The sequence below is a fragment of the Paenibacillus sp. Marseille-P2973 genome, assembly GCF_018101095.1.
In the GTDB taxonomy this organism is placed as follows: Bacteria; Bacillota; Bacilli; order Paenibacillales; family Paenibacillaceae; genus Fontibacillus; species Fontibacillus vini.
This window is the reverse complement of record NZ_JAGQEH010000002.1, coordinates 133,482-154,224: the sequence shown is the minus strand read 5'-3', so window position 1 is coordinate 154,224 and position 20,743 is coordinate 133,482. Positions and strand designations below refer to the sequence as shown.

The 20,743-nt window shown below is 46.2% G+C and carries 23 protein-coding genes; 9 read left to right on the top strand and 14 right to left on the bottom strand.

Annotation, left to right across the window (positions count from 1 at the left end):
- Positions 1–104: 104 nt before the first annotated feature.
- From KB559_RS04170 to KB559_RS04135, 8 genes are all read right to left on the bottom strand, one after another.
- On the bottom strand, positions 105–872 hold the full coding sequence (locus KB559_RS04170; RefSeq protein WP_211020465.1) for an ABC transporter permease: 768 nt from the start codon (positions 870–872) through the stop codon (positions 105–107).
- Positions 873–1,634 carry an ABC transporter ATP-binding protein gene (locus KB559_RS04165; RefSeq protein WP_211020464.1) on the bottom strand — a complete coding sequence of 254 codons (762 nt, stop codon included), beginning with the start codon at positions 1,632–1,634 and terminating at the stop codon, positions 873–875.
- A gap of 129 nt (positions 1,635–1,763) precedes the next feature.
- Positions 1,764–2,117, bottom strand: a complete 354-nt coding sequence (locus KB559_RS04160) for a DUF1048 domain-containing protein (protein WP_211020463.1) — start codon at positions 2,115–2,117, stop codon at positions 1,764–1,766.
- A gap of 10 nt (positions 2,118–2,127) precedes the next feature.
- Entirely contained in the window at positions 2,128–2,475 is a 348-nt protein-coding gene (locus tag KB559_RS04155; protein ID WP_211020462.1) for a DUF1048 domain-containing protein, read from the bottom strand.
- A 2-nt stretch (positions 2,476–2,477) separates the two neighbouring features.
- Complete coding sequence (locus KB559_RS04150) at positions 2,478–2,780, bottom strand: PadR family transcriptional regulator (protein ID WP_280520384.1); 303 nt, start codon at positions 2,778–2,780, stop codon at positions 2,478–2,480.
- Positions 2,781–2,982: 202 nt separating this feature from the next.
- On the bottom strand, positions 2,983–3,879 hold the full coding sequence (locus tag KB559_RS04145) for an RCC1 domain-containing protein (RefSeq protein ID WP_211020460.1): 897 nt from the start codon (positions 3,877–3,879) through the stop codon (positions 2,983–2,985).
- A gap of 48 nt (positions 3,880–3,927) precedes the next feature.
- Complete coding sequence (locus KB559_RS04140; RefSeq protein ID WP_211020459.1) at positions 3,928–5,235, bottom strand: MFS transporter; 1,308 nt, start codon at positions 5,233–5,235, stop codon at positions 3,928–3,930.
- A 242-nt stretch (positions 5,236–5,477) separates the two neighbouring features.
- Positions 5,478–6,296: a DUF2935 domain-containing protein gene (locus tag KB559_RS04135; protein ID WP_282103120.1), complete on the bottom strand. Its 819-nt coding sequence runs from the start codon at positions 6,294–6,296 to the stop codon at positions 5,478–5,480.
- 199 nt (positions 6,297–6,495) lie between these two features.
- On the opposite strand from KB559_RS04135, the gene KB559_RS04130 reads away from it, so the two are divergent.
- Positions 6,496–7,509 (top strand): copper amine oxidase N-terminal domain-containing protein, encoded by a 1,014-nt coding sequence (locus KB559_RS04130; RefSeq protein ID WP_211020457.1) that lies wholly within the window; start codon positions 6,496–6,498, stop codon positions 7,507–7,509.
- A gap of 17 nt (positions 7,510–7,526) precedes the next feature.
- On the opposite strand, the gene KB559_RS04125 is transcribed toward KB559_RS04130, so the two are convergent.
- Positions 7,527–7,793, bottom strand: a complete 267-nt coding sequence (locus KB559_RS04125; protein WP_247681570.1) for a hypothetical protein — start codon at positions 7,791–7,793, stop codon at positions 7,527–7,529.
- 63 nt (positions 7,794–7,856) lie between these two features.
- On the opposite strand from KB559_RS04125, the gene KB559_RS04120 reads away from it, so the two are divergent.
- The 3 genes from KB559_RS04120 (at position 7,857) to KB559_RS04110 (ending at position 9,837) form a co-directional block, all read left to right on the top strand.
- Positions 7,857–8,516, top strand: a complete 660-nt coding sequence (locus KB559_RS04120) for a peptidylprolyl isomerase (protein ID WP_211020456.1) — start codon at positions 7,857–7,859, stop codon at positions 8,514–8,516.
- Positions 8,517–8,650: 134 nt separating this feature from the next.
- Positions 8,651–9,037 carry a YmaF family protein gene (locus KB559_RS04115; RefSeq protein ID WP_211020455.1) on the top strand — a complete coding sequence of 129 codons (387 nt, stop codon included), beginning with the start codon at positions 8,651–8,653 and terminating at the stop codon, positions 9,035–9,037.
- A 146-nt stretch (positions 9,038–9,183) separates the two neighbouring features.
- On the top strand, positions 9,184–9,837 hold the full coding sequence (locus KB559_RS04110; RefSeq protein WP_211020454.1) for a glycosyltransferase: 654 nt from the start codon (positions 9,184–9,186) through the stop codon (positions 9,835–9,837).
- A gap of 101 nt (positions 9,838–9,938) precedes the next feature.
- On the opposite strand, the gene KB559_RS04105 is transcribed toward KB559_RS04110, so the two are convergent.
- The gene (locus tag KB559_RS04105; RefSeq protein ID WP_211020453.1) at positions 9,939–10,403 is read right to left on the bottom strand and encodes a phage tail protein; all 465 of its coding nucleotides are present in this window, start codon (positions 10,401–10,403) and stop codon (positions 9,939–9,941) included.
- A gap of 23 nt (positions 10,404–10,426) precedes the next feature.
- Positions 10,427–10,906 carry a GyrI-like domain-containing protein gene (locus KB559_RS04100; protein ID WP_211020452.1) on the bottom strand — a complete coding sequence of 160 codons (480 nt, stop codon included), beginning with the start codon at positions 10,904–10,906 and terminating at the stop codon, positions 10,427–10,429.
- 108 nt (positions 10,907–11,014) lie between these two features.
- On the opposite strand from KB559_RS04100, the gene KB559_RS04095 reads away from it, so the two are divergent.
- Complete coding sequence (locus KB559_RS04095; RefSeq protein ID WP_211020451.1) at positions 11,015–11,980, top strand: helix-turn-helix transcriptional regulator; 966 nt, start codon at positions 11,015–11,017, stop codon at positions 11,978–11,980.
- Positions 11,981–12,013: 33 nt separating this feature from the next.
- Here the strand turns inward: KB559_RS04095 and ppsA are convergent, their stop codons facing one another.
- Entirely contained in the window at positions 12,014–14,617 is a 2,604-nt protein-coding gene (ppsA, locus tag KB559_RS04090) for a phosphoenolpyruvate synthase (RefSeq protein ID WP_211020450.1), read from the bottom strand.
- A gap of 196 nt (positions 14,618–14,813) precedes the next feature.
- Positions 14,814–15,443 (bottom strand): hypothetical protein, encoded by a 630-nt coding sequence (locus KB559_RS04085; protein ID WP_211020449.1) that lies wholly within the window; start codon positions 15,441–15,443, stop codon positions 14,814–14,816.
- Between the two features lie 290 nt (positions 15,444–15,733).
- Between KB559_RS04085 and KB559_RS04080 the strand changes: the two genes are divergently transcribed.
- Together KB559_RS04080 and KB559_RS04075 are read left to right on the top strand one after the other, a co-directional pair.
- Positions 15,734–16,831, top strand: a complete 1,098-nt coding sequence (locus tag KB559_RS04080; RefSeq protein WP_211020448.1) for a winged helix DNA-binding domain-containing protein — start codon at positions 15,734–15,736, stop codon at positions 16,829–16,831.
- Positions 16,832–16,995: 164 nt separating this feature from the next.
- Entirely contained in the window at positions 16,996–17,742 is a 747-nt protein-coding gene (locus KB559_RS04075; RefSeq protein WP_211020447.1) for an EcsC family protein, read from the top strand.
- 63 nt (positions 17,743–17,805) lie between these two features.
- Here the strand turns inward: KB559_RS04075 and KB559_RS04070 are convergent, their stop codons facing one another.
- Positions 17,806–18,309: a DinB family protein gene (locus KB559_RS04070; RefSeq protein ID WP_211020446.1), complete on the bottom strand. Its 504-nt coding sequence runs from the start codon at positions 18,307–18,309 to the stop codon at positions 17,806–17,808.
- 191 nt (positions 18,310–18,500) lie between these two features.
- On the opposite strand from KB559_RS04070, the gene KB559_RS04065 reads away from it, so the two are divergent.
- Together KB559_RS04065 and KB559_RS04060 are read left to right on the top strand one after the other, a co-directional pair.
- Positions 18,501–19,784: a glycoside hydrolase family 27 protein gene (locus KB559_RS04065; RefSeq protein ID WP_211020445.1), complete on the top strand. Its 1,284-nt coding sequence runs from the start codon at positions 18,501–18,503 to the stop codon at positions 19,782–19,784.
- A 57-nt stretch (positions 19,785–19,841) separates the two neighbouring features.
- Positions 19,842–20,735 (top strand): AraC family transcriptional regulator, encoded by an 894-nt coding sequence (locus tag KB559_RS04060; protein ID WP_211020444.1) that lies wholly within the window; start codon positions 19,842–19,844, stop codon positions 20,733–20,735.
- Positions 20,736–20,743 lie beyond the last annotated feature (8 nt).

Here is a 20,743-nt window from a genome sequence, read left to right as displayed (position 1 = left end):
CTACCGGAGAAATCGGTAAAAAAAAGAGCCTCCAACAGTGGTTTCACTAACGGTTATAGGCTCTGCGTTTTGCGTCCGGATGGAGGACGTTATGCCTGCAAACATTACACTTTCCGTTTAAAAGCGCGCATCGCAAACAGATATGACACAATCAGGATCCCAAAGCACCAGGCGAGCGCAATCCAAATATCACTTCCGACAGGCTGCTTTGACAGAAGCGCGCGGATGGCTTCCACAATGGAGGTCACCGGCTGATTCTCGGCAAAAGCACGAACAACCGTTGGCATCGAGTCTGTCGGCACAAACGCCGAGCTGATAAATGGGAGGAAGATTAGCGGATAAGAAAAGGCGGTTGCACCTTCCACCGATTTGGCGGTCAATCCGACAATGGCCGCGACCCAAGTCAAAGCCAGCGTAAACAAGACGAGGATACCGGCAACGGCAAGCCAAGACAGAACATCTGCAGATGAGCGAAAGCCCATAATGAGCGCTACAAGAATGATGATGACAACAGAAATGACGTTCGATACTACCGAGGTCAACACATGCCCCCACAGCACAGCGGAACGGGCAATCGGCATGGAATGGAACCGCTCAATGATGCCCCGTTGTTTATCCAAGAATAGTCGGTATGCCGTATAAGAAATTCCGCTTGCTATCGCAATTAGCAGGATCCCGGGCAATAGATAATTCACATAGTTATCCGTTCCGGTTTGGATTGCACCGCCAAACACATAGACGAACAACAGCATCATGGCAATCGGAGTGAAGCAGACGGTGATGATGGTATCCATACTGCGCATAATATGGCGCATGGAACGTCCAAGCATAACCCCCATATCGCTGAAAAAATGTTTCTTTACGGTTTCCATTTATTTGTCCTCCTTCTTGCCGATGATGGCAAGGAATATGTCTTCTAAACTTGGCTGTTTTTCCACATACTCCACCTTAGCGGGTGGAAACAGCTTTTTCAGATCGTCCAGCGTACCATTAGCAATAATTATACCTTCATGCAAAATGGCGATTCGATCTGCAAGTTGTTCGGCTTCATCCAAATACTGCGTGGTCAGGAATACCGTCGTTCCCCCATCAGCAAGCTCCTTAACAACCTTCCAAGCCTCAATTCGTACCTCAGGGTCAAGCCCGGTTGTTGGCTCATCAAGAAAAATAAGCTGCGGTTTTCCGATCAGGCTCATGGCAATGTCGAGTCTTCGGCGCATCCCGCCCGAATAGGTGGACGCCCTGCGGTCGGCAGCGTCGGTTAAACCGAAGCGTTTTAGCAAATCATCAGCCACTTGACGCGGATTGGCGAGGTGTCGTAATTTGGCGATCATGATCAGATTCTCCCGCCCAGTCAAAATCTCGTCCACCGCGGCAAATTGTCCGGTCAGGCTGATCGACTGCCGTACGGCTTCCGGCTTTGACGCAACGTCAAAGCCGTTTACGATAGCGGTGCCTCCGTCTTGTTTGAGCAGCGTGCTGAGGATTCTCACAATCGTCGTCTTACCTGCACCGTTGGAGCCAAGCAAGGCGAAAATGCTGCCTTTTTCCACCTCTAACTCCACGCTCTTTAAGACTTCCTTGTCTTTATAAGATTTTTTTAGCCCTTTTACGGAAATCGCTGCATTGCCCATTCTTTTCTCCCCCTATAATTAACTATTTAGTGTGACTGGTAACCTGTATAACTTACTACCGGGTTAAAAATAAAACTGAATAGCGAAAGGGCAATCCACATTCGTAATCAGCTATTCAGTCGGTAGGTTCTACGGCTTTTGCTTATCTATATCCTTTTTTATAGCCTTGCTAACTGCCTGTTTGACAGATTCTTGATAAAGGTCCGTATAAGTTTTGGAGTCTTTGATTAATTCGTCGCAGAAAGCCGCTACATCTCTTCCCGTCACCTCGAGAACGCCTTTCTTCATGGCCGCGCCCTCTTCAAAAAGATCAACGATTCCCGTCAGTAAACCCGTACTTTCATTTAATTCAACAGGGCCGACCTTAAAGAGATATTTCTGAATCTCTTTATAAACGATCTGATAATCTTGCGGGAGAGCTTTAACACGGGCCATGTGCGCCCGCCATTCTTTTTTGCCTTGCATGATATCTTGCAGTTTCATTTTATCCCTCCTATTTACCTAGTTTTTTAGCGATCGTATTGTTGAGCTGCTCGCGCCACTTGTCGCGATAAGACTTTGCCCCTTCTTCGCCGGCCAATGCTGCACAGAAGCCATTGATATCGTCACCAAGCACCTCCTGGATACTCTGGCCCTCCGCTGCCGATTCTTCGAGTAGGCCAACCACCCCTGCAAGGATCGGCATGAGATTGCGACCGGTGAAATCCGAGTGCATCCAAAGATTGGCTTTAATTTTATCCCATGACGCTTGATAATCAGCCGGCAATTTTTTGACTCGGGATTCAAAAGCTTTCATTTCTCGGGTCATATCGCTTCCGGTGATTTTCTCCCAAAGATTCATGCTCATTTCTCCTTTAACTCGTTAAGTTTTGATGATACAAACTCCCACTTTTCCCAGAACCTTTGCAGTTCCTCACGGCCGGCATCGTTAAGCGCGAAAAATTTTCGCGGAGGCCCCATATCGGAGGGTTTTTTGGTGATTTCTACAAGCTTGTTTTTTTCCAATCGAACCAAGATCGTGTACACCGTTCCCTCTACAACGTCCGGAAAGCCGAGAGCGTTCAACTGCCGTGTGATTTCGTAACCGTAGGTTTCGTTGCGGCTAATAATTTCTAGTACGCAGCCCTCAAGCACGCCTTTGAGCATTTCTGTTAAGTTTTCCAACACAACCACCACCTTGCTATTCTGTATAACCGATATTCAGTATTACTTACTACCACTACATAGTAACACGTATTAGTGGAGCACACAATAGGTCTTGTAAAAAAAATGAAATTAAACCGATTGTAGAACTAAAAAGAGGGAAACCTGCTCAGATTGCAGATTTCCCTCGTATGTTTCTGTACCTCTAATTGCCTGGCAGCTGGATGCAATGCCAGCCGTTTACATCGCATTGGCCATATGCATTGTCACCCACAGCTACCAACGTACCGTCGGATTTAAGACCGAGAGTATGAGCGCAGCCTGCAGCTATCGCCACGATATCGTGCCAATCACTTACATTGCACTGGCCATATTCATTCAAACCTACTGCTTCTACCGTTCCGTCCGATTTAAGGCCAATGGTATGATAACTCCCCGCTGCTATACCAACAATACTGCGCCAATGGCTGACTTCGCCTTGACCATGTTTATTCAATCCTGCCGCTACCACCATGCCGTCCGATTTAAGCCCAACCGTATGAAGGTACCCTGCCGACACCTCCACTATGGTTCGCCAGCCGTCAACATGGCATTGACCATATCGATTATTACCGGAAGCTATCACCGTCCCGTCCGATTGAAGACCGGCGGTATGCCAGTCGCCTGCCGTCACCGCTACCATATCGCGCCAACTGCTGACATTGCATTCATCTGCATTATTGCGGCCCACGGCAACCACCGTCCCATCCGCTTGAAGACCGACAGTATGACACCAACCTGCCGCCACCGATATCATATCCCGCCAGCTGTCTACGTTACATTGGCCATGCTTGTTCCACCCTACAGCCTTCACTGTTCCGTCGGATTTAAGACCGATAGTATGAGCATTGCCTGTGTTTGCAGCCATATGGACATTCCCTGCGGTTATAGCTATCATATCGCACCAGTCGGTGACATCGCATTGGCCATATTTATTATCCCCCGAAGCAATCACCGTTCCGTCCGATTTAAGTCCAACAGTATGACGACGGCCCGCCGCTATAGTATATTTGGGCCACCGTTTCAGTTGCGAAGCCGCAACTTTGGACGAAAAGTAGTCCATGCCTTACCTCCTTGAAAACCACTTAATAATTCGAGTCGTTCTTCTATATTATAATTGAGCTTGCTTTGCACTCTTCTGTTTATTAGGCCAAAACATTACCGGTATAAGCAACAAGGAGATAACGCTCCCGGCAAAGGAAAGCGTGGCATAGCTCGAATGAGCAACTACCAAACCCGATAGTGCTCCTCCCGATGCTCCGGCGAGAGCGATGAGAACGTCGACAGATCCTTGTACTTTTGCTCGGTTGGTTGGAGTAGTTGAATCCACGATTAAAGCGGTACCGCTGATTAAACCAAAATTCCAACCCAATCCCAATAGAGACAGAGCTAAAATCAATTGGACCATCGAATCTGCCGAAGCCAGCGCAGCCACAATTCCTGCCAGGAGCAACGTAACTCCTGAAGCGATCGCCATCGCGGTGCGCCCTATTTTATCTACAAGGACACCGGTAATCAGAGATGGAAGATACATCGCTCCGATATGAAAACCAATAACAAGCCCAACTTCGCTTAATCCATGTCCGTGGTGCTTCATATGTACAGGTGTCATTGTCATGACGGCTACCATCACAATTTGCGTTAATATCATGACTGTTGCCCCAATCAAGACTCCCCGTTTTCCCGACTCCATATCCACCGCTTCATTGGCTGAGGAATCAAATCGATCTCTTGCTCTCTGTTCCGCAATTGCATTTGCTATCAACAAAGGATCGGGGCGTAGAAAAAAAAGCAGGACCATTCCCGAGAGCGCATATGCCGCTGCAGCCAGTAAAAAAGGACCTGCCAAACTTGGCACTCCGATCGATAGCGCAAATTCTCCTGTGACATTCACTAAATTGGGACCTGCGACTGCACCGAATGTCGTGAACATCATAGCCATACTGGCCGTTGTTGCCCGCTGTTTTGCATTGGCCAAGTCCGTACCTGCATAACGAGCTTGTAAATTCGTTGCCGAGCCGGCTCCATAAATGAGTAGTGATATTAACAGCAGCGTAATACTGCCAGCTATTGCTGCTATTACGACTCCAATTGCGCCTAAAGCTCCGGCCAGAAATCCCAGCCCCAATCCAAAGCTGCGTCCAAAACGTTGAGAAAGCCGCCCAACCAGCAATGCTGCCCCTGCCGAACCTAAAGTAAACAAGGCAGTTGGAATACCTGTGAAATTATCGGTTCCGAGCAAATCCTGAGCCAATAGAGCACCTACGGTGATACCGGCCGCAAGTCCGGCGCCTCCGAAAATTTGCGAAAGGATGACGGTGAACAAGGTTCTTCGGTATAATTTGCGTTGCTTCTCCGGAGAATTCACATAGCTATACAAAGGGTCTGGCAGCTTGTTTGAACCAAATTTTGAAATCATCTACTCACGACATCCTTCCACGGTGGATGAAAACCACACTTCCAAAAATTCAATGAATTTATTGAAGAGATTAATTCCTATGTTCCTGTCTGTCAATTAATATCTGCGGAGGTAGCGCCGATAAGCTCTCCCCTGCCCTATTTCAGCGTAACCTGGTTCGGTCCTATCGTAAAAAGAATAAAAGCCACCCGGAACGGGTGACTTCAACTTGACTTGCATACCTACCTTTTCGCTAGTCATTTTTAAAATAAAATCTCTCGCTTGTTCACCTTCATACCGGACAATGACCGCTCAAACATATCAAGAATAAACAGGAATCTTTCCGCTTCACGAAAAACATGATCGGCTAACAAAGGATGAATAATACTCTTTATTCGGCACTCTTCAATCAAATCACGCGCTGTTTTCTTAAAATCACGCAATGATTTTACGGAAACCCGATTTTCATCAACAAGTTGACTGAGAAGCGGATGCGTTTGCGACTGAGGACGCATTGAGCTTAAATCGATAGCCTGATACATTAGAGTGTCGAATTCCTGGCTAAATTCTCTTGCCTGCTCTACCAGTTTTCGTTCAGACGGATCAAGTAAATGACCAATAAATTTGGCGTGATCGGCCATGATTTTCAGGAAAAATACATTTTCATCGATGATGGCATCAGCCAATGGTTCAAGTCTTCCATTATTAAGTTCATCCAGGCGGTTCGTGAAGTACCTTGCTTCCCGGCTAATATGATCTACGAGTAAAGGGAAGTTGTTGCCTCCGGGAAGCTGGCAACGCAAGATCAGCCCAAGTACCTTTCTCTTAAACGCCCAGATCTGTGCTGCCGCATTGTGAACTTCCGAGTTGAATTGTCTGATGGTTTGAGGATCCGTATTCTCTGAATAAGCATGAGCTCTTCGTTCAATGTCTTCAAAGATTGCCTGAAATTGATTGGCCTCATTTATTAATTGAGTGTCTTCACATCTAAAACCCAAGCGAAGAAAGAATGAATGTTCCTTCATAATACGTGACCAAAATCGGATTTCATCTAAAGAGCGAATCACAAAAGGATCTGACAACCGTATCCCTCCCATTCAATTATTGACTCTTATCAGATATTATGGGAATGGCTTGTTCCAATATGATAACCCCTCCATCAGGATCATAAATATCAGGAGTTTGTTGGTCAGTCCCTTTATATTGGTTTAATAAATCTTGGATTGATATAATTAATAATTAAACTCATTAATAATAAATATTTATTAAAGGAGTAGAGATATGTACAAAAAAATTAATTTCATAATAATCACTTTCATGGCTGCAGCTCTTTTCTCTACAGCTAATAATACGGCCCGCGCCAATGACCCCCTTAAATTATTTGTAAACACTAAAGAAATAGCATTGGATCAGAGACCTGGTATTCAACATGGGCGCACGCTGGTGCCGGTACGATTTATATCTGAGTATTTAGGCAATGAAGTCAAATGGGATTCGAAAAAGAAAGAAGTTACTATTGTTTACTCCAATGAACACACCAACTACTCGGTTTCCTTGCCAATTGGTCAAAAAACGGCAACTAAAACTACCAGCTCTTATTTGCACAACTACACGAAAGAAGACATAGTGCAACTTCAATCCGATGTACCTAGCCAGATTATTAACGGAAGAACGGTTGTCCCCTTAAAATTTGTAGGTGAACTGCTAGGTATTGATGTACGCTGGGATTCCAAAAACAAAGATATCTATGTATCCAGTTTAGGCGTGAATTTCATTCCATCTGATTTTGAGAAAGATGTTTATGATGAGGAATTGCGTAAGGTGAAAGATTTTGGTAAACCTACCGTCACTTATGAGAAATTTCTGGCCTTTGATGCGGATCATTTCAACTCCGTTGATCTTGATTATCTGTTTGCCAGAAAGCCTAGCGTTGACTTGTTCGGAGCCCCCGAAGCTTATCGCGATGGCTTCAATGAAATTGTAATCTCAGGCCCCATTCAACCTAATTATCTAACTATGATGATATATAAGGGTAAGGATCTGCCGAAATTAAGCTACCCTGAAGTTTCTGCCGAAAGCACGACTACTATTAAAGAGGGCATGACCTATGATGAAGTAGTCAACATCTTTGGCGGTCCTGGTGTACTATCTGGGAAAGGCACCCTTCGCGAGGAATACAAATGGAGTTCGTCCTTGGAAAAGGGTGAAGCCTACATTACATTTGTGAAAATAGACGGGGCTCTATATGTAACTCCTTCCCCATTTAGATCGTATTCATGGGAAAACATATATTAAAGTTATATTAGTGAGAATCAGACTTTCGTTGCTGTTGTCCATACAAACCGGCCAATGCTGCGGCAATCGCCATAAAGATTGCACTGGTATGCTACACTGAATTGCAAGCCGTACCGTTCGACCACCACGCCTCCAATGACAGGTCCGATAATCTGCCCAGTGGCAAAGAAGGCCGTGGCAATGCTCAGACATGCCGCATATGCGTGGTGAGGGACATGCCTGCGAAGAAGCGAAGTCGTCATCAAGGGTGGGGTTAAAAAGGACGCATAAGAACAAGCTGGCATTTCTATTAGAAAATCGGTATTATAAAAAAATGATTTGTAAGATAAGGAGATGGACGAGCACTAATGAAAAAGACACAGGTTATACGATCGCTTATTCTGCTGATTTCCGCTGTATTGATCCTTGGCGGATGCGGCAAAACCAAAGAGACCCCGCAAGAATCGGAATCTGCGCCAGAGTCCGTGAAAGAAACCATGAGCTGGGACAGCCCTCCTGCCATGGAGATCGATACAAACAAATCCTACACGGCGAAATTCACGACAAATAAGGGAGACTTCACCATTGAGCTGTTTGCTAAAGATGCTCCTAAAACCGTGAATAACTTCGTTTTTCTTTCCCGGCAAGGCTTCTATAATGACGTCATCTTCCACCGGATTATCGAGTCCTTCATGATCCAAACCGGTGACCCTGAGGGAAATGGAAGCGGCGGCCCGGGATACAGCTTTGAAGATGAACAAACGGATTATGAATATGAACCTGGCATTGTTGCGATGGCTAACGCAGGGCCGGATACAAACGGCAGTCAATTCTTTATCTGTACGGGTGAAAATAGCGTCGGACTAAACAACACACCGAATTATACCATCTTCGGTAAAGTCACCGATGGTATGGATGTCGTTAAAAATATCGCTGCCACCCCCGTCGAACCAGGCGGCCCTATGGGTGAACTAAGCTCGCCGACTGAAACTGTTCAAATTAAAGAAATTCAGATCACAGAGCAATAAAAACCCAAATAGAACAACTCAATAAAGAGGCCTCGCATTCAGAATAATGCGAGGCCTCTTTATGTTCAGAACCACCTAATATTACTCAGCATAAAATTTAAGAACACAAATTTAATGAAGAAGGGAAGTTTGGAATGGAAATACCAGTTACAGGTTTTATCGTTCACTCCGAAGGTCCGGATTCGTCCCACTCTCATAAACTTTATATAACCTCCTGGGATGGCCGCCCCACTACGCATACGCATCATTTTTCTGGAAACACATCCTTTGATGTAGGACACAATCATCATTATGCCGGCATGACTGAACCCGCTCCATCAGGTGTCCAGCACGTGCACAATTACCGGACCGAAACGTCCTTTAACGATGGTCATACTCACACCATCATCGGAACGACAGGTCCGGCTATTCCCTTACAGACATGTGGTCATTATCATTACTTCCAAGGGTACACCACTATAAATGGAAGAACACCACACAGACATATGTATAATGGAACTACAGGTAATGAAGTGAATTAGGTAACTATAAGAAAGGCTCCTCCACTGTATTGCCGGAAGAGCCTTTCTATGATGTCTCTCTCTAAATACGGTTTGAATAATTTCAGGATCATCAACCATAATAAGACTGCCTAATTTATTCCAACCGTACAAAGGAGAAGAACAGTTTGAAAAATAAACAATTACTGGCGTTGATGTTAGCCGTGGCGCTTGTTTTTAGTGTGACGCCATTGGCAGTATTTGCACAAGCAAACAAGGCTGATAAAAAGGATACGGTTTGCCTGAGTCCCAAAATGGTGAAGCTCAGAAGCGACATGCAGAAGGTTTGGATTGACCATACGATTTGGACAAGAAGCTATATTGTCAGCGCCATCTCTGATCGTGCGGATCAGAAGGATGTGTTGGACCGGCTTCTGCGGAACCAGCAGGACATCGGCAATGTGTTCAAGCCTTATTATGGGGAAGCCTTCGGCAATAAGCTGGCCGATCTCCTGAGAGAACATATTCTGATTGCAGGCAAAATTGTTGCGGCTGCCAAGGCGGGCAATCAAGAGGAAGTTAAAAAGTTAGAGGTCGATTGGCATAAAAACGCGGATGAAATCGCCAAATTTCTAAGCGCAGCGAATCCGAACTGGCAGTTTAAAGAGCTGCAAGACATGCTGTACACGCACCTTCAGCTAATTACTGATATCGTCCTCAGCTGCCTCAAGGGAGATTGGAAGGCGGACATTGCAGCTACCGACAAAAATGAGATTCATATGATCCATTTTGCAGATATTTTGACAGAAGGCATTGTGAAACAGTTTCCCGATAAATTTTAGGAAACAACTTCTACCGTAATGATATACGCCAAAGCCTCGATCTGTTTGGATCGAGGCTTTGATAATATTATGTGTTTCTATGCTGCTTTGCGGGGACTATTCTAATACTCTTTTTTAATTACAAAGAACGAGCCCCGGATGGTTCCGGCCAATTTGGACTTCTGTCTGGCAAACTTAAACTTCCCTTCTAATTCCTGCGGTACCTCCATCCCCTCGGAAAGTTTAAAACCGACGGCCCGCTTCTTAGGGTCATCCACCGTATACATGACATTGAGCCCAAGCCCATCTTCATAAAAAACGTAGGAAAATTGAATGTTTTCCACTTGAAATTGCGACGTTTCCAAAGGTTTGGCCGCAAATTCAATACCACGCTCTTCTTTCAATATCCGGTTCACATAATCCAGAGTCTCCTGGCTTTCCTCAGCCGGTACAACCGTAAATTCATGACTGTATTTGTTCATAAAGTAACGGGCTTCATTCGCTCGCATACCAGCAAGTGCCTCCGCTACAGGCGAAGATTCCAAACCTGCCGTGGACACATTTTTAAAATCAACGATATGTGGCATGTTCATTGCTCCTTTGGTTTGTTTTATTTCCCAACGACTGGAATCCATACCTCACCGATTACGCGGCCGTTTTCCTGCCCCATCTCCACCGTCGCATTCGGCCCGCCGACATAGGCGAAATCCGTCACTTCAGGCAAGACTTGACCAAAGGCAATCCCGGTAAGGGTGTTGCTTAACTCTTCAGCCGAATTCCCCTCCCCTTTTACAACCAGATAATCCCCTTTTGGAAACTGAATTACCCGGGTTGCCTCCGGTAACGTTGCATCTGTCATTACGCCGGCATAATACATCATCTTGTTATTCACGGCTTCGTTCACGGCAAAGATATAGTCGTTAGATGCTACACTCTTTAAAGTGTCGAGCCTTCCGTCTTGTTTCACGGTCTCCCAAAACTCCGCCTTTTCCTTGTTAATTCCGGCATAGTCGGTGTAATGGCTTTGAAGCTCCGTACCGATTCCCAAAACGATAAAGCTTTCTTTTTTCTCAAGGTTATAGTTCGCCATATTCAATCCCATCCTCTTATTATTTTTTCAAATGATTTGTGTTTCCACTTGATAGGTTTATAATAACTTTAAATCATGTCAAAAAATGATACTGTTTAGAGGTGCCCCATGAAAAAAGTTGAACGGATTAATATCATTATGCGATATATCAACAACCGCGCCCATTTTACCATTTCGGAAATTATGCGTGAATTTAACATTTCCCGCTCGACAGCGATTCGGGATATCCGGGAAATTGAAGCCATGGGGATGCCGCTTGTCGCTGAAGTCGGAAGAGATGGAGGTTATTTTGTCATGAATAACTCCGTCCTCCCTACGGTCCGTTTTACCGATAATGAGATTAAAGCTCTTTTTATCGCCTTTATGGCCACAAGAAACCAGCAACTTCCTTATCTAAAGAGTCGCCAGTCTTTGGCTGAGAAATTACTGGGCCTCATTTCGGAAAACCAGCAGGATGACCTTGTTTTATTAAATCAGATATTGCTATTTGAAGGGACCAACCCCCATAACCCCGACCTGCTTGATCTTTCGGACCTGCCCCATCCGATCTTAGAAAGGCTCATCCAAATCCTGCTTTCGGACAGCTATTTACTCATCACCGTTAAAGAAGGAAAGGAAATGAAGACTTACCCTATCTATCTTTTGCATCTTTACCGTGAAAAAAGCTTCTGGCAAATTGAAGGTTATGATCTGGAGGAAGAGAAAAGGCGGATTATTTCCGTCGATAATCTCACCCAAATAGAACGATACCCTGCGAAAAAGAGAGTCAGTAAGAAAAAGATTCTGGAACAGCTAAGCAGCCAGGAAGAAATCATCAACCTTGCCCTTGAACTTGGTCCTAAGGCAATTGCCCAGTTCAAAAAGTATCATCCCTTACATCTATCTATTTCCTACACGAATCCATATCAAACCACTGCAAACCTGAAGACTTTTGTCCATGTCGATAATGCCGAAGAATTGGCCGAAATATCAAATTGGCTGCTCTTCCTGGGGGAGGATATTCAGGTCAAGGAGATGCCGGAAGAAGTCTTGGACCAAATACAGGGACGGATAAAATTATTTCCCCTTACTTAATCCAAGTTTGAAGAAGGATACGTCGATCGTAATTCATTGTAAAATTTCAATGTACCCCTCCGTTCCATGCACGCGAATCCTTTGTCCGTCTTTGATCAGTGTGGTCGCGTTCTCCACTCCGACAACGGCGGGAATGCCATATTCACGTGCGATAACGGCTCCATGGGTCATCAGGCCGCCCACCTCGGTGACCAGACCTTTTATGGATACAAACAGTGGAGTCCAGCTAGGATCTGTAAAGGGGGTGACCAAGATATCTCCGTCTTCCAGATCGGCCTCTTCCATGTTTATGATGACGCGCGCTCGACCCTCAATGACTCCGGAAGAAACAGCCAGACCTGCAATGGCTTCGGCGGGTAAATGATCTCTTTTGTACTTGCCGGATATAATTTCGCCATCGGACGTGATAACGCGTGGGGGAGTCAGTTTTTCATATAGTTTGTACTCGTCTTTTCGTATGCCGATTATCTTGTAATCCAGTTTATTGGTGCGTACGACCTCATGAAGCTCCTCAAAAGTCAGATAGTAGATATCTTCCTTTTCCTGAATAATGCCAGCCTGCAGTAGTCGCTCGGCTTCTTGAAGTAAAGCCCCCTTATAAACGAAATAGCGGCTGACATAGCCGTATTTGGGATACTCCCTGTAGCCGATGAAATTCCGGATTCGATCGATCATTTGTTTAGTCTCTTTTGCCTTGTGTTCGCCATCCGGCAACGACTTCAATCGATCCAATAACTCTTGTTCTTTTGCCAAAGCTTCCTGCCGCCCTTGTTCAAATTTCCGGCTGCTGGCATTAGGTTCCAAGTTTTTGATGTTGCCAAGGATCAACGGGACAAGCGTGATTGGCCTTTCGCTCCATCGGGTTCTCGTAATATCGATTTCTCCGGTGCACCGCATTCCATATTTACCGAGAAAATCAAGGAATGAATCATGAGTTTCCTGTCCGCCCTTAAACTTCAACAGCCCATCCAAAAAGTCATCTTCATTTGCATGCTGTAAATAATCAATGATTTCCGGATACGGGCGAATCACATCCGCGACATCCAACAGCGCCAAGCCCATTTCCGAAGTAATATTGTTCGGTACGGATTGAGAAATTGGATCTGCCGCATTCTTTTCACCGAGCCATTGGAACATGTTTTCATTGATCCATGACGAAGCCTCCATCCCAGACATAATCACAGCGGAACTTTGCGGATCAAATAAAATCTTCTTCAATTGCTCCACGATATCTTCCAGAATAAAATCAAACAAATCCGATCCCGATTTGACTTGAATGTTATGTTTTAACTCTTCAATCGAGGCTTGACTACGCTTAATCAAATCAGATACGATCGCCGGATTACTCTCGATTTGCGCCATCAACTCTGTATTATTACTCCGCGGAACCGGTGCGGTTTGATCATTCGGCACCAATTTTATGAAATCCCGCTCTAATATAGTCATGAGGGCTCCACGTATAAGCGGGTCGGATTGTCCGAGGGTATTTACTAAAGTTTCCCGTCCGACTGGTGAAGCCAGCATAGATGTAATGTCAACAAATAACCTGCCACCGGCTGTACGCATAGGCGCGTTAGTAATTAACTGGTAAAAGGATAATCCTAGTGGTTTCATGGGATCCGTCATCATCTGTTGATGAGCGACGGATATATAGACGTGATTGTCTTGATCATTACTTTGAGGGATGGGATATAGGGTTGTGATCGGGCGGCTCTGAACCATATAAAAAGTGCCATCGGCCAAACACCATTCAATATCTTGCGGCTGGCCGAAATAGTCTTCGACTTGCCTTCCGATGCTTGCCAATCTTAAAATTTGCTCATCCGTAACAGCTTGCTTCTTTTGCAGATCAGGATCGATCTGCCTGGTTTCTGTTCCCCCTTCCTTCCGTCCAAAGATCGCCAATGTTTTGGTTGCGATTCGCTTCTCGACGATTTCACCTTCCCGTACTTTATAACCATCAGCGGATACCAAACCGGACACCAGCGCTTCCCCAAGCCCAAATCCGGCATCGATGGATAGCAGCTTCCGGTTTCCGCTCATCGGATCCGCGGTAAATATAATCCCCGAAGCCTGTGGGAAAACCATTCTTTGAACGATAACGGATAAATAAACATGTCTGTGGTCGATGCCGTTATGGATACGATAGATGACCGCGCGATCCGTAAATAGGGATGCCCAGCATTTGCTAATATGCCGTAAGACGTCATCGACGCCGATGATATTTAAATAGGTGTCTTGTTGACCTGCAAAGGAAGCATACGGCAAATCTTCGGCAGTCGCACTGGAACGCACCGCATAGGCCTGTTCTTCATCAGTCCGGGTGAGATAATCAGTAACCGTTTTGACAACCTCGGAAGGAATTTCGGACTCCGTTATAGTCTGACGAATCTTTCCGCTGATTTCGCCGATTTGTTCCCGGTCTTCCGCTTTTAGCATGGTTAGTTGATCCAGCAAAGCATGGTATGAATCGTTGTGTTCGATGGCTTTTTGAAATCCTGTAGTTGTCACACAAAACCCTTCGGGAACATGTATTCCTTCCATTTTTGATAATTCCTCTAAATTCAGCCCTTTTCCGCCAACAAGCCATAGCTGCTCCTTTCCTATTTCCTCAAAACCGAGAACCAATGAACTCATTCCACATCTCTCCTAACCAGTCATTTTGAAAAAAACATTTGACAAGAGTTTAGCGACATGATAAAGTTAAAGTATAAGATGATATAATTATGTCTACATAATATAGACAGTCGTGGTCTGATTATAGCATCATGTCTGTTCATAGGCAATATAAAAGAACCTGATAATAATATCCAGGTTCTTTTTTTATTTCTGTCTACTTTTGTACCGTAGATAACGAAACAAGAACCGGACCGGCAAAATCCGATGCTTCCTCACCCTTTGGATTGCGGAGACGAAACAGGTAAGCGTCTCCCGATTCAGACTTCCACACCATGTAATCCCTAATCCCTTCCCCATTCGACACTTGAAGATAGACCTCGGCGTAACCCAATGGATGTTCAACAAGCTCGCCACTATAATCGGATACTTCCCCGAACGCTTCCAATTCTTCTTTTCCTGCTGTTCTAAGCTGCGTCAGATCATAATCCGCCGGAAGCGGTTCGATCTCGACATTGTATTCCGGATTGCTGGTAAGAAACAGACGTCCTTCGGAAGCGTCGAAATCAAACTTTTCGAATACGTATAAAGAAAAACCGTCCCCTTGTTGCAAAGCAGCCGTAAGCGGCTGATCCCCCTCACCCGTCATCAAATCAAAACTTTCGGTCTGTGGCCGCGTCGGCTCGGGAGCTTTGTTGTTCTCCGGCTCCGGAGTCGTGACCGTTTCATTAGCCGGTGTTACAGTTTCAGAACCGGCGGAAGGCTCGGTTGCTTCTGAGCAAGCGGTAAACGATAGAACCATAACTAAAATCGGGATTGTTATAAAGGATACATATTTTCTTTTCATATTTGATCACGCCTTTCTGTCGGCAATTCGATACACAAATTAATACTAGTGTTACCAGTTTATTACCCATATGAAAAACTTAAGAACAAGCATCATTATTAGGCCGTATTGCAATGAAGCGATGTCTGTTCTATGCCGAGTTCCATCGGTATATGAACTGGGAGATGCGCCGAGCTGCCGAATCCCCCTGCATTCTCAGTAAATGCCCGACTGTGGTACAATGTTTTCAAAATACTTCCAGAAAGAAAAACACGATGACGGTATGAGGCGGAAATTATAGGAGGAACAACGTGATAAAATCAGAAATCGGTTATCGACGATTACAGAATCAGCGAATTGCTGGCGACAAGTGCGAGAAGCCGGATGATGTAGTACGCTATCTCGGCGCTATACAGGCTCAGGATTATCATCAAATGCTTTGGGCGATCGGCTGTCGAATGCAGCATGGAGTGGCTGCGGATATTGAGCGAAGTATTGAAGACCGCAATATTGTGCTGACCTGGCCGATGCGCGGAACGATTCACGCAGTACCTCCGGAATCCATAAGGGGGATGCTCCAATTATTGACTCCGCGCATACTGGCAAGCGACAAGCGCAGGCTCCAAGAGTTGGAATTGACACCGGAAATTATCGAGCAAAGCAAGGAAATCCTGATCCATGCTTTGAAAGGGAATAAAAGAATCTCGCGTCCGGTCCTGATGGAACTGTTTGAGGAAGCGGGTATTCGTACGACGGGTCAACGGGGTTATCATCTGCTTTGGCATTCGGCGCAAATCGGTTTGATTTGTATGGGGCCGCGGGAAGGCAAGCAGCAGACATTCGTCCTTCTTGATGAATGGGTGCCGCCGGGAGATGACATTTCGCGGGAGGAAGTTTTGTCGCAGCTCACCAAACGATATTATATCTCGCATGGTCCCGCGAGCGTTCATGACTTCGCCTGGTGGACCGGATTAACACTAACGGATGCCCGCAAGGGATTAGAATTGGCTGGGAATCAGCTCGAATCCGCGAAGATCGACGACCGGGAGCTTTGGTATCATTCGTCACTGTCAGCCGGCAACAAAGAGATCACCCCTGGCGTCTATCTGCTTCCGGGTTTTGATGAATACGTGCTTGGCTATAAGGACCGTTCCGATGTATTACTTGCGGAGTATGCAAAATACATCATTCCCGGCGGGAACGGCGTATTCATGCCAACCATCGTCATCGATGGACAAGTTGCCGGCATATGGAAGCGCAAGATCAAAACCAAAGGGCTGGACATCGTGCTGGAGTTATTTTACGCATATGATGACCGGGAGAACGACCTGATGGCCGCCGCCTCAAAGTATGTTGAATTCATGGAACTTCCTCTACTCACTGTAGATATACAAGTTAAAATTCACTGAAATCCTCCCTCCTTATGAATAAGTTATTATCGATTTCAGGAATTAGGAACCCAATTGCAGATGATACTGGACTTTAGTCGAGGTCTGATACCTGCCGCAGTCCGGTCCGGATCCTGGAGACCTTCGATACAATATAGCTAAGACTGCTGGAGGAGCGATTAATGATGAATTACGAACATAAAGTACGGAAAGAACTTGCCGACTGGGAACAAAAAATGTTCAAACCTCCGGGATGGCTGGAAAAAACTTCGAAAACAATCAGCAACCAAATCAATCACTTGATTCCCGCCAAGGTGAACAACATCATTACGACCACCATTCGATCGATTGTGCGCACGGCGCTATTCGGTGCGGAATATACGCCAAGCCGTCCAGTACACCGTACACTGAATTTGGAGACTTCCGATCAAGACGCGAAAGAGTTGTTTGCGCTGTATCAAAAAATCGCGGTCGCCGAAGGCGCAGGTACCGGTGCGGGCGGTATTATGTTTAGCATGGTAGATTTCCCGGCTCTCATTGCGATCAAGATGAAATTTATGTTTGAGCTGGCGCATGTTTATGGATATGACACCAAACATTTTTCCGAGCGGGTTTTCATTCTAAAGGTATTTCAAATGACATACTCAGGGCCCGATAATCGAGCCAAACTGCTCAGTTCCCTCAAGCATTGGCATATCGAGAAGGAACAATGGCTCTCTGACACTGAATACTATCGAGAAATGGATTGGGAGACTTTTCAGATCGAGTATCGTGACGCTTTGGACTTCCGGAAAATGCTGCAGATGATGCCTGGAATCGGCGCGTTTGCAGGCGCCTGGGCAAACTACACGATTCTTGAGGAGCTTCGTGAATACGCCATGAACGCTTATCACCTACGCAGATTGTATGATGATTTCGAGGTAATGAGTTAAATTGAAATAACAAAGGCCGCCTCTTCACCAGAGACGGCTTTTTGCCTTGTATATTATATGTAACTATGATGAGCTAACCACTTCATCGGCCGAGGGCCCATAGAAACCGGGTATCGGAATATCGAGAAGCCTCAGATAAACCCCGAGCTGTGCCCGGTGGTGGACCATGTGGCTTATTCCGAAGGAGCGAAGCGCATTCGCCCGCGGTTGACTCAGGATGACGTAATCGCCATTCCGCAGCGTCCATTTCTCGCTGAGTGTGATCTCGTCGCTTTCACCAAGCAGCTGTTGAAGCTTCACGACATTTGCGTCGAATTCCGCCAACAGATCTTCCCGTCTCGTCAATGCTTCCCGTTTCTGCGGCAGGGTCGAAAGATCTAATTCCGAGCTATCAAAAATTGCCACTTGCCAGTTCAACAGATTGACCAGATGGGTGGCCAGTCCGCTCAAAGCCATCGATTTCGGATGCGGCTTCCACGACATATGATCTTCGGGCAGAACCTCCAGGATGCGGCGCGTATTGGCCAGTTCATGCATGAAGTCTCCGAGTATCAGTTGTTTCCCCATAAATTACCTCTCCTCCCTTTTATGGTTAGCATACTATAAGCCTGGCCCAGTGAAAAGTCTTGCCTACATCATGCTTCCTCAATAAGAGCAATATTTTACAACCTACGCAATACTTTATGATTGCCGCCATCATCGCAGTCTTTTAAGATAGAGCCAGAACCTACTTTAAGACGAAGGATGGGATGAATGACATGAATCATCATCTGTTTGCAACACACCCTCCAATGGGTTGGAATAGCTGGGATTGCTACGGTGCTGCCGTGCGTGAAGAAGAAATTAGAGGGAACGCTGAATATATGGCCAAACACCTCAAGGATTATGGATGGGATTACATAGTAGTAGATATCCAATGGTACGAACCGGGAGCAATATCCTCTCAATATCGCCCCTTCGTTCCTTTAGAAATGGATTCCTATTCCCGGTTAATGCCCGCCGTAAATCGGTTCCCCTCTGCTGCGGACGGCAAGGGATTCAAGCCTCTTGCGGATTACGTCCACAGTCTGGGCCTGAAATTCGGTATCCACATCATGAGAGGCATCCCCCGCCAGGCCGTTCATGCAGCTACACCGATACTCGGTACTTCGGCCACGGCCCGGGACATTGCGCATCCGAATTCCATCTGTCCATGGAACACTGACATGTATGGGGTGGATGCATCCAAGGAAGGTGCTCAAGCTTACTACGACTCCTTGTTCGAATTGTATGCTTCCTGGGGTGTTGATTTTGTGAAGGTAGATGATATAGCGGCATCTCGCCTATATCAGATTCATGTACCTGAAATCGAAATGATCCGAAAAGCGATAGACCGCTGCGGAAGAGACATGGTTCTCAGTCTGTCACCCGGACCTGCGCCTCTTGAACATGCGGAGGAATTAAAGGCCAATGCCAATATGTGGCGTATGACGGACGATTTCTGGGATCTTTGGCCTTTATTGCATGGTATGTTTGAGCGCTGCGACAAATGGGCCGAACATGTGGCACCCGGTCAATGGCCGGACTGCGATATGCTGCCCCTCGGACATCTGGGTATCCGTTCCGTTGATGGAGGAGGCAGCGATCGTTGGACACGTTTCACAAAGGACGAGCAACTGACGATGATGACCTTATGGTCGATCTTCCGTTCCCCCCTCATGTTTGGCGGAGAAATGCGGGACAACGATGAATGGACGCTTTCTCTACTGACCAACCGTGACGTGCTGCATCTGCATAGAAACGGTTCCGGTGCTCATCAAGTATCACGGGAGACGGATAAGATCGTATGGAAGGCACAAGATGATAACGGAGCCGTTTATGCAGCTCTATTTAATGCGGGTGACGAGGAAGCCATCGTATCCGTTTCCATGGAGCAGCTTGGATTGACTCCTAGCCCTAGGGGAAAAGAACTCTGGACTGGCGAGGTTATAACTTTAACAGACGGGCAACTTTCCGCGAAGCTGCCTCCTCACGGCGCTGCCTTGTATAGACTTGAACCCTAATTTGAAATATTCTGTTTAAAGAAGATGTACTAAACCACTTATGGAGGAGATCCAATTATGAGCAAACCCAAATCCAATACTCAAGACTATTCCACCATCGGATTCCGGTTCTCAGAAGCTTCTTCCATGGGTTTATACGAATTATTTGCCGTAGGCAGGGATTTGATATCCTCCCCTTCTTACCGATGGGAAGGCCAACAGCGGTCCGATGGACCGCTGTTTCTTTTCCAATATACAATATCCGGGAACGGGCGCCTTCGAATCGGCAGCAAGGAGCATCTTCTTTCAGAGGAAACCGCCTTTCTGGTAGAAATCCCGGGAGACCATGGTTATTACTTTGCGGAGAAGGATGAGCCATGGGAATTCATCTTTCTGCTGTTCCGTCCTAACGGCTTATCGGACCACTGGAATGCCATCAAGAGCCGATGCGGCACTATTGTCGCCATCCCGCGGGAGCATTCTGTCATCCGGACACTGGAACTGATCTACCTGGATGCCAGGGACGGACAACTCCCCGATGCTTTCCGGGCTTCCTCCTCCGTATACCGGTTTATGATGGAGTTAAGGCGCTTTGCCGACGAAGTAGACGGAACCGGGACTCAGCCGGAAGCGATTCGTACGGCCTTGGATTGGATGGAAAAGAACTACGCATCCGTATCCGGAATAGAAGCCATCGCGGAGGCTTCGGGATTGTCCAAGTTCCATTTCATCCGCCGGTTTACCTCTACGGTAGGAATAACCCCTCTTCAATACCTGACAAAAGTCCGCATCGGTCATGCGATCCGTCTGCTGCGCGAAACCGACCACAGCATAGAGGACATTGCATGTAATGTCGGTTTTTCCGGGGGCAGTTATTTTATTAAAGTTTTCCATGGTATTGTAGGGTGTTCCCCGGGAGAGTTCAGGAAAGAAAAAAGTCACTTGGCCTTTCACAGGCTGTTCTTCGATTGATTTGCGAG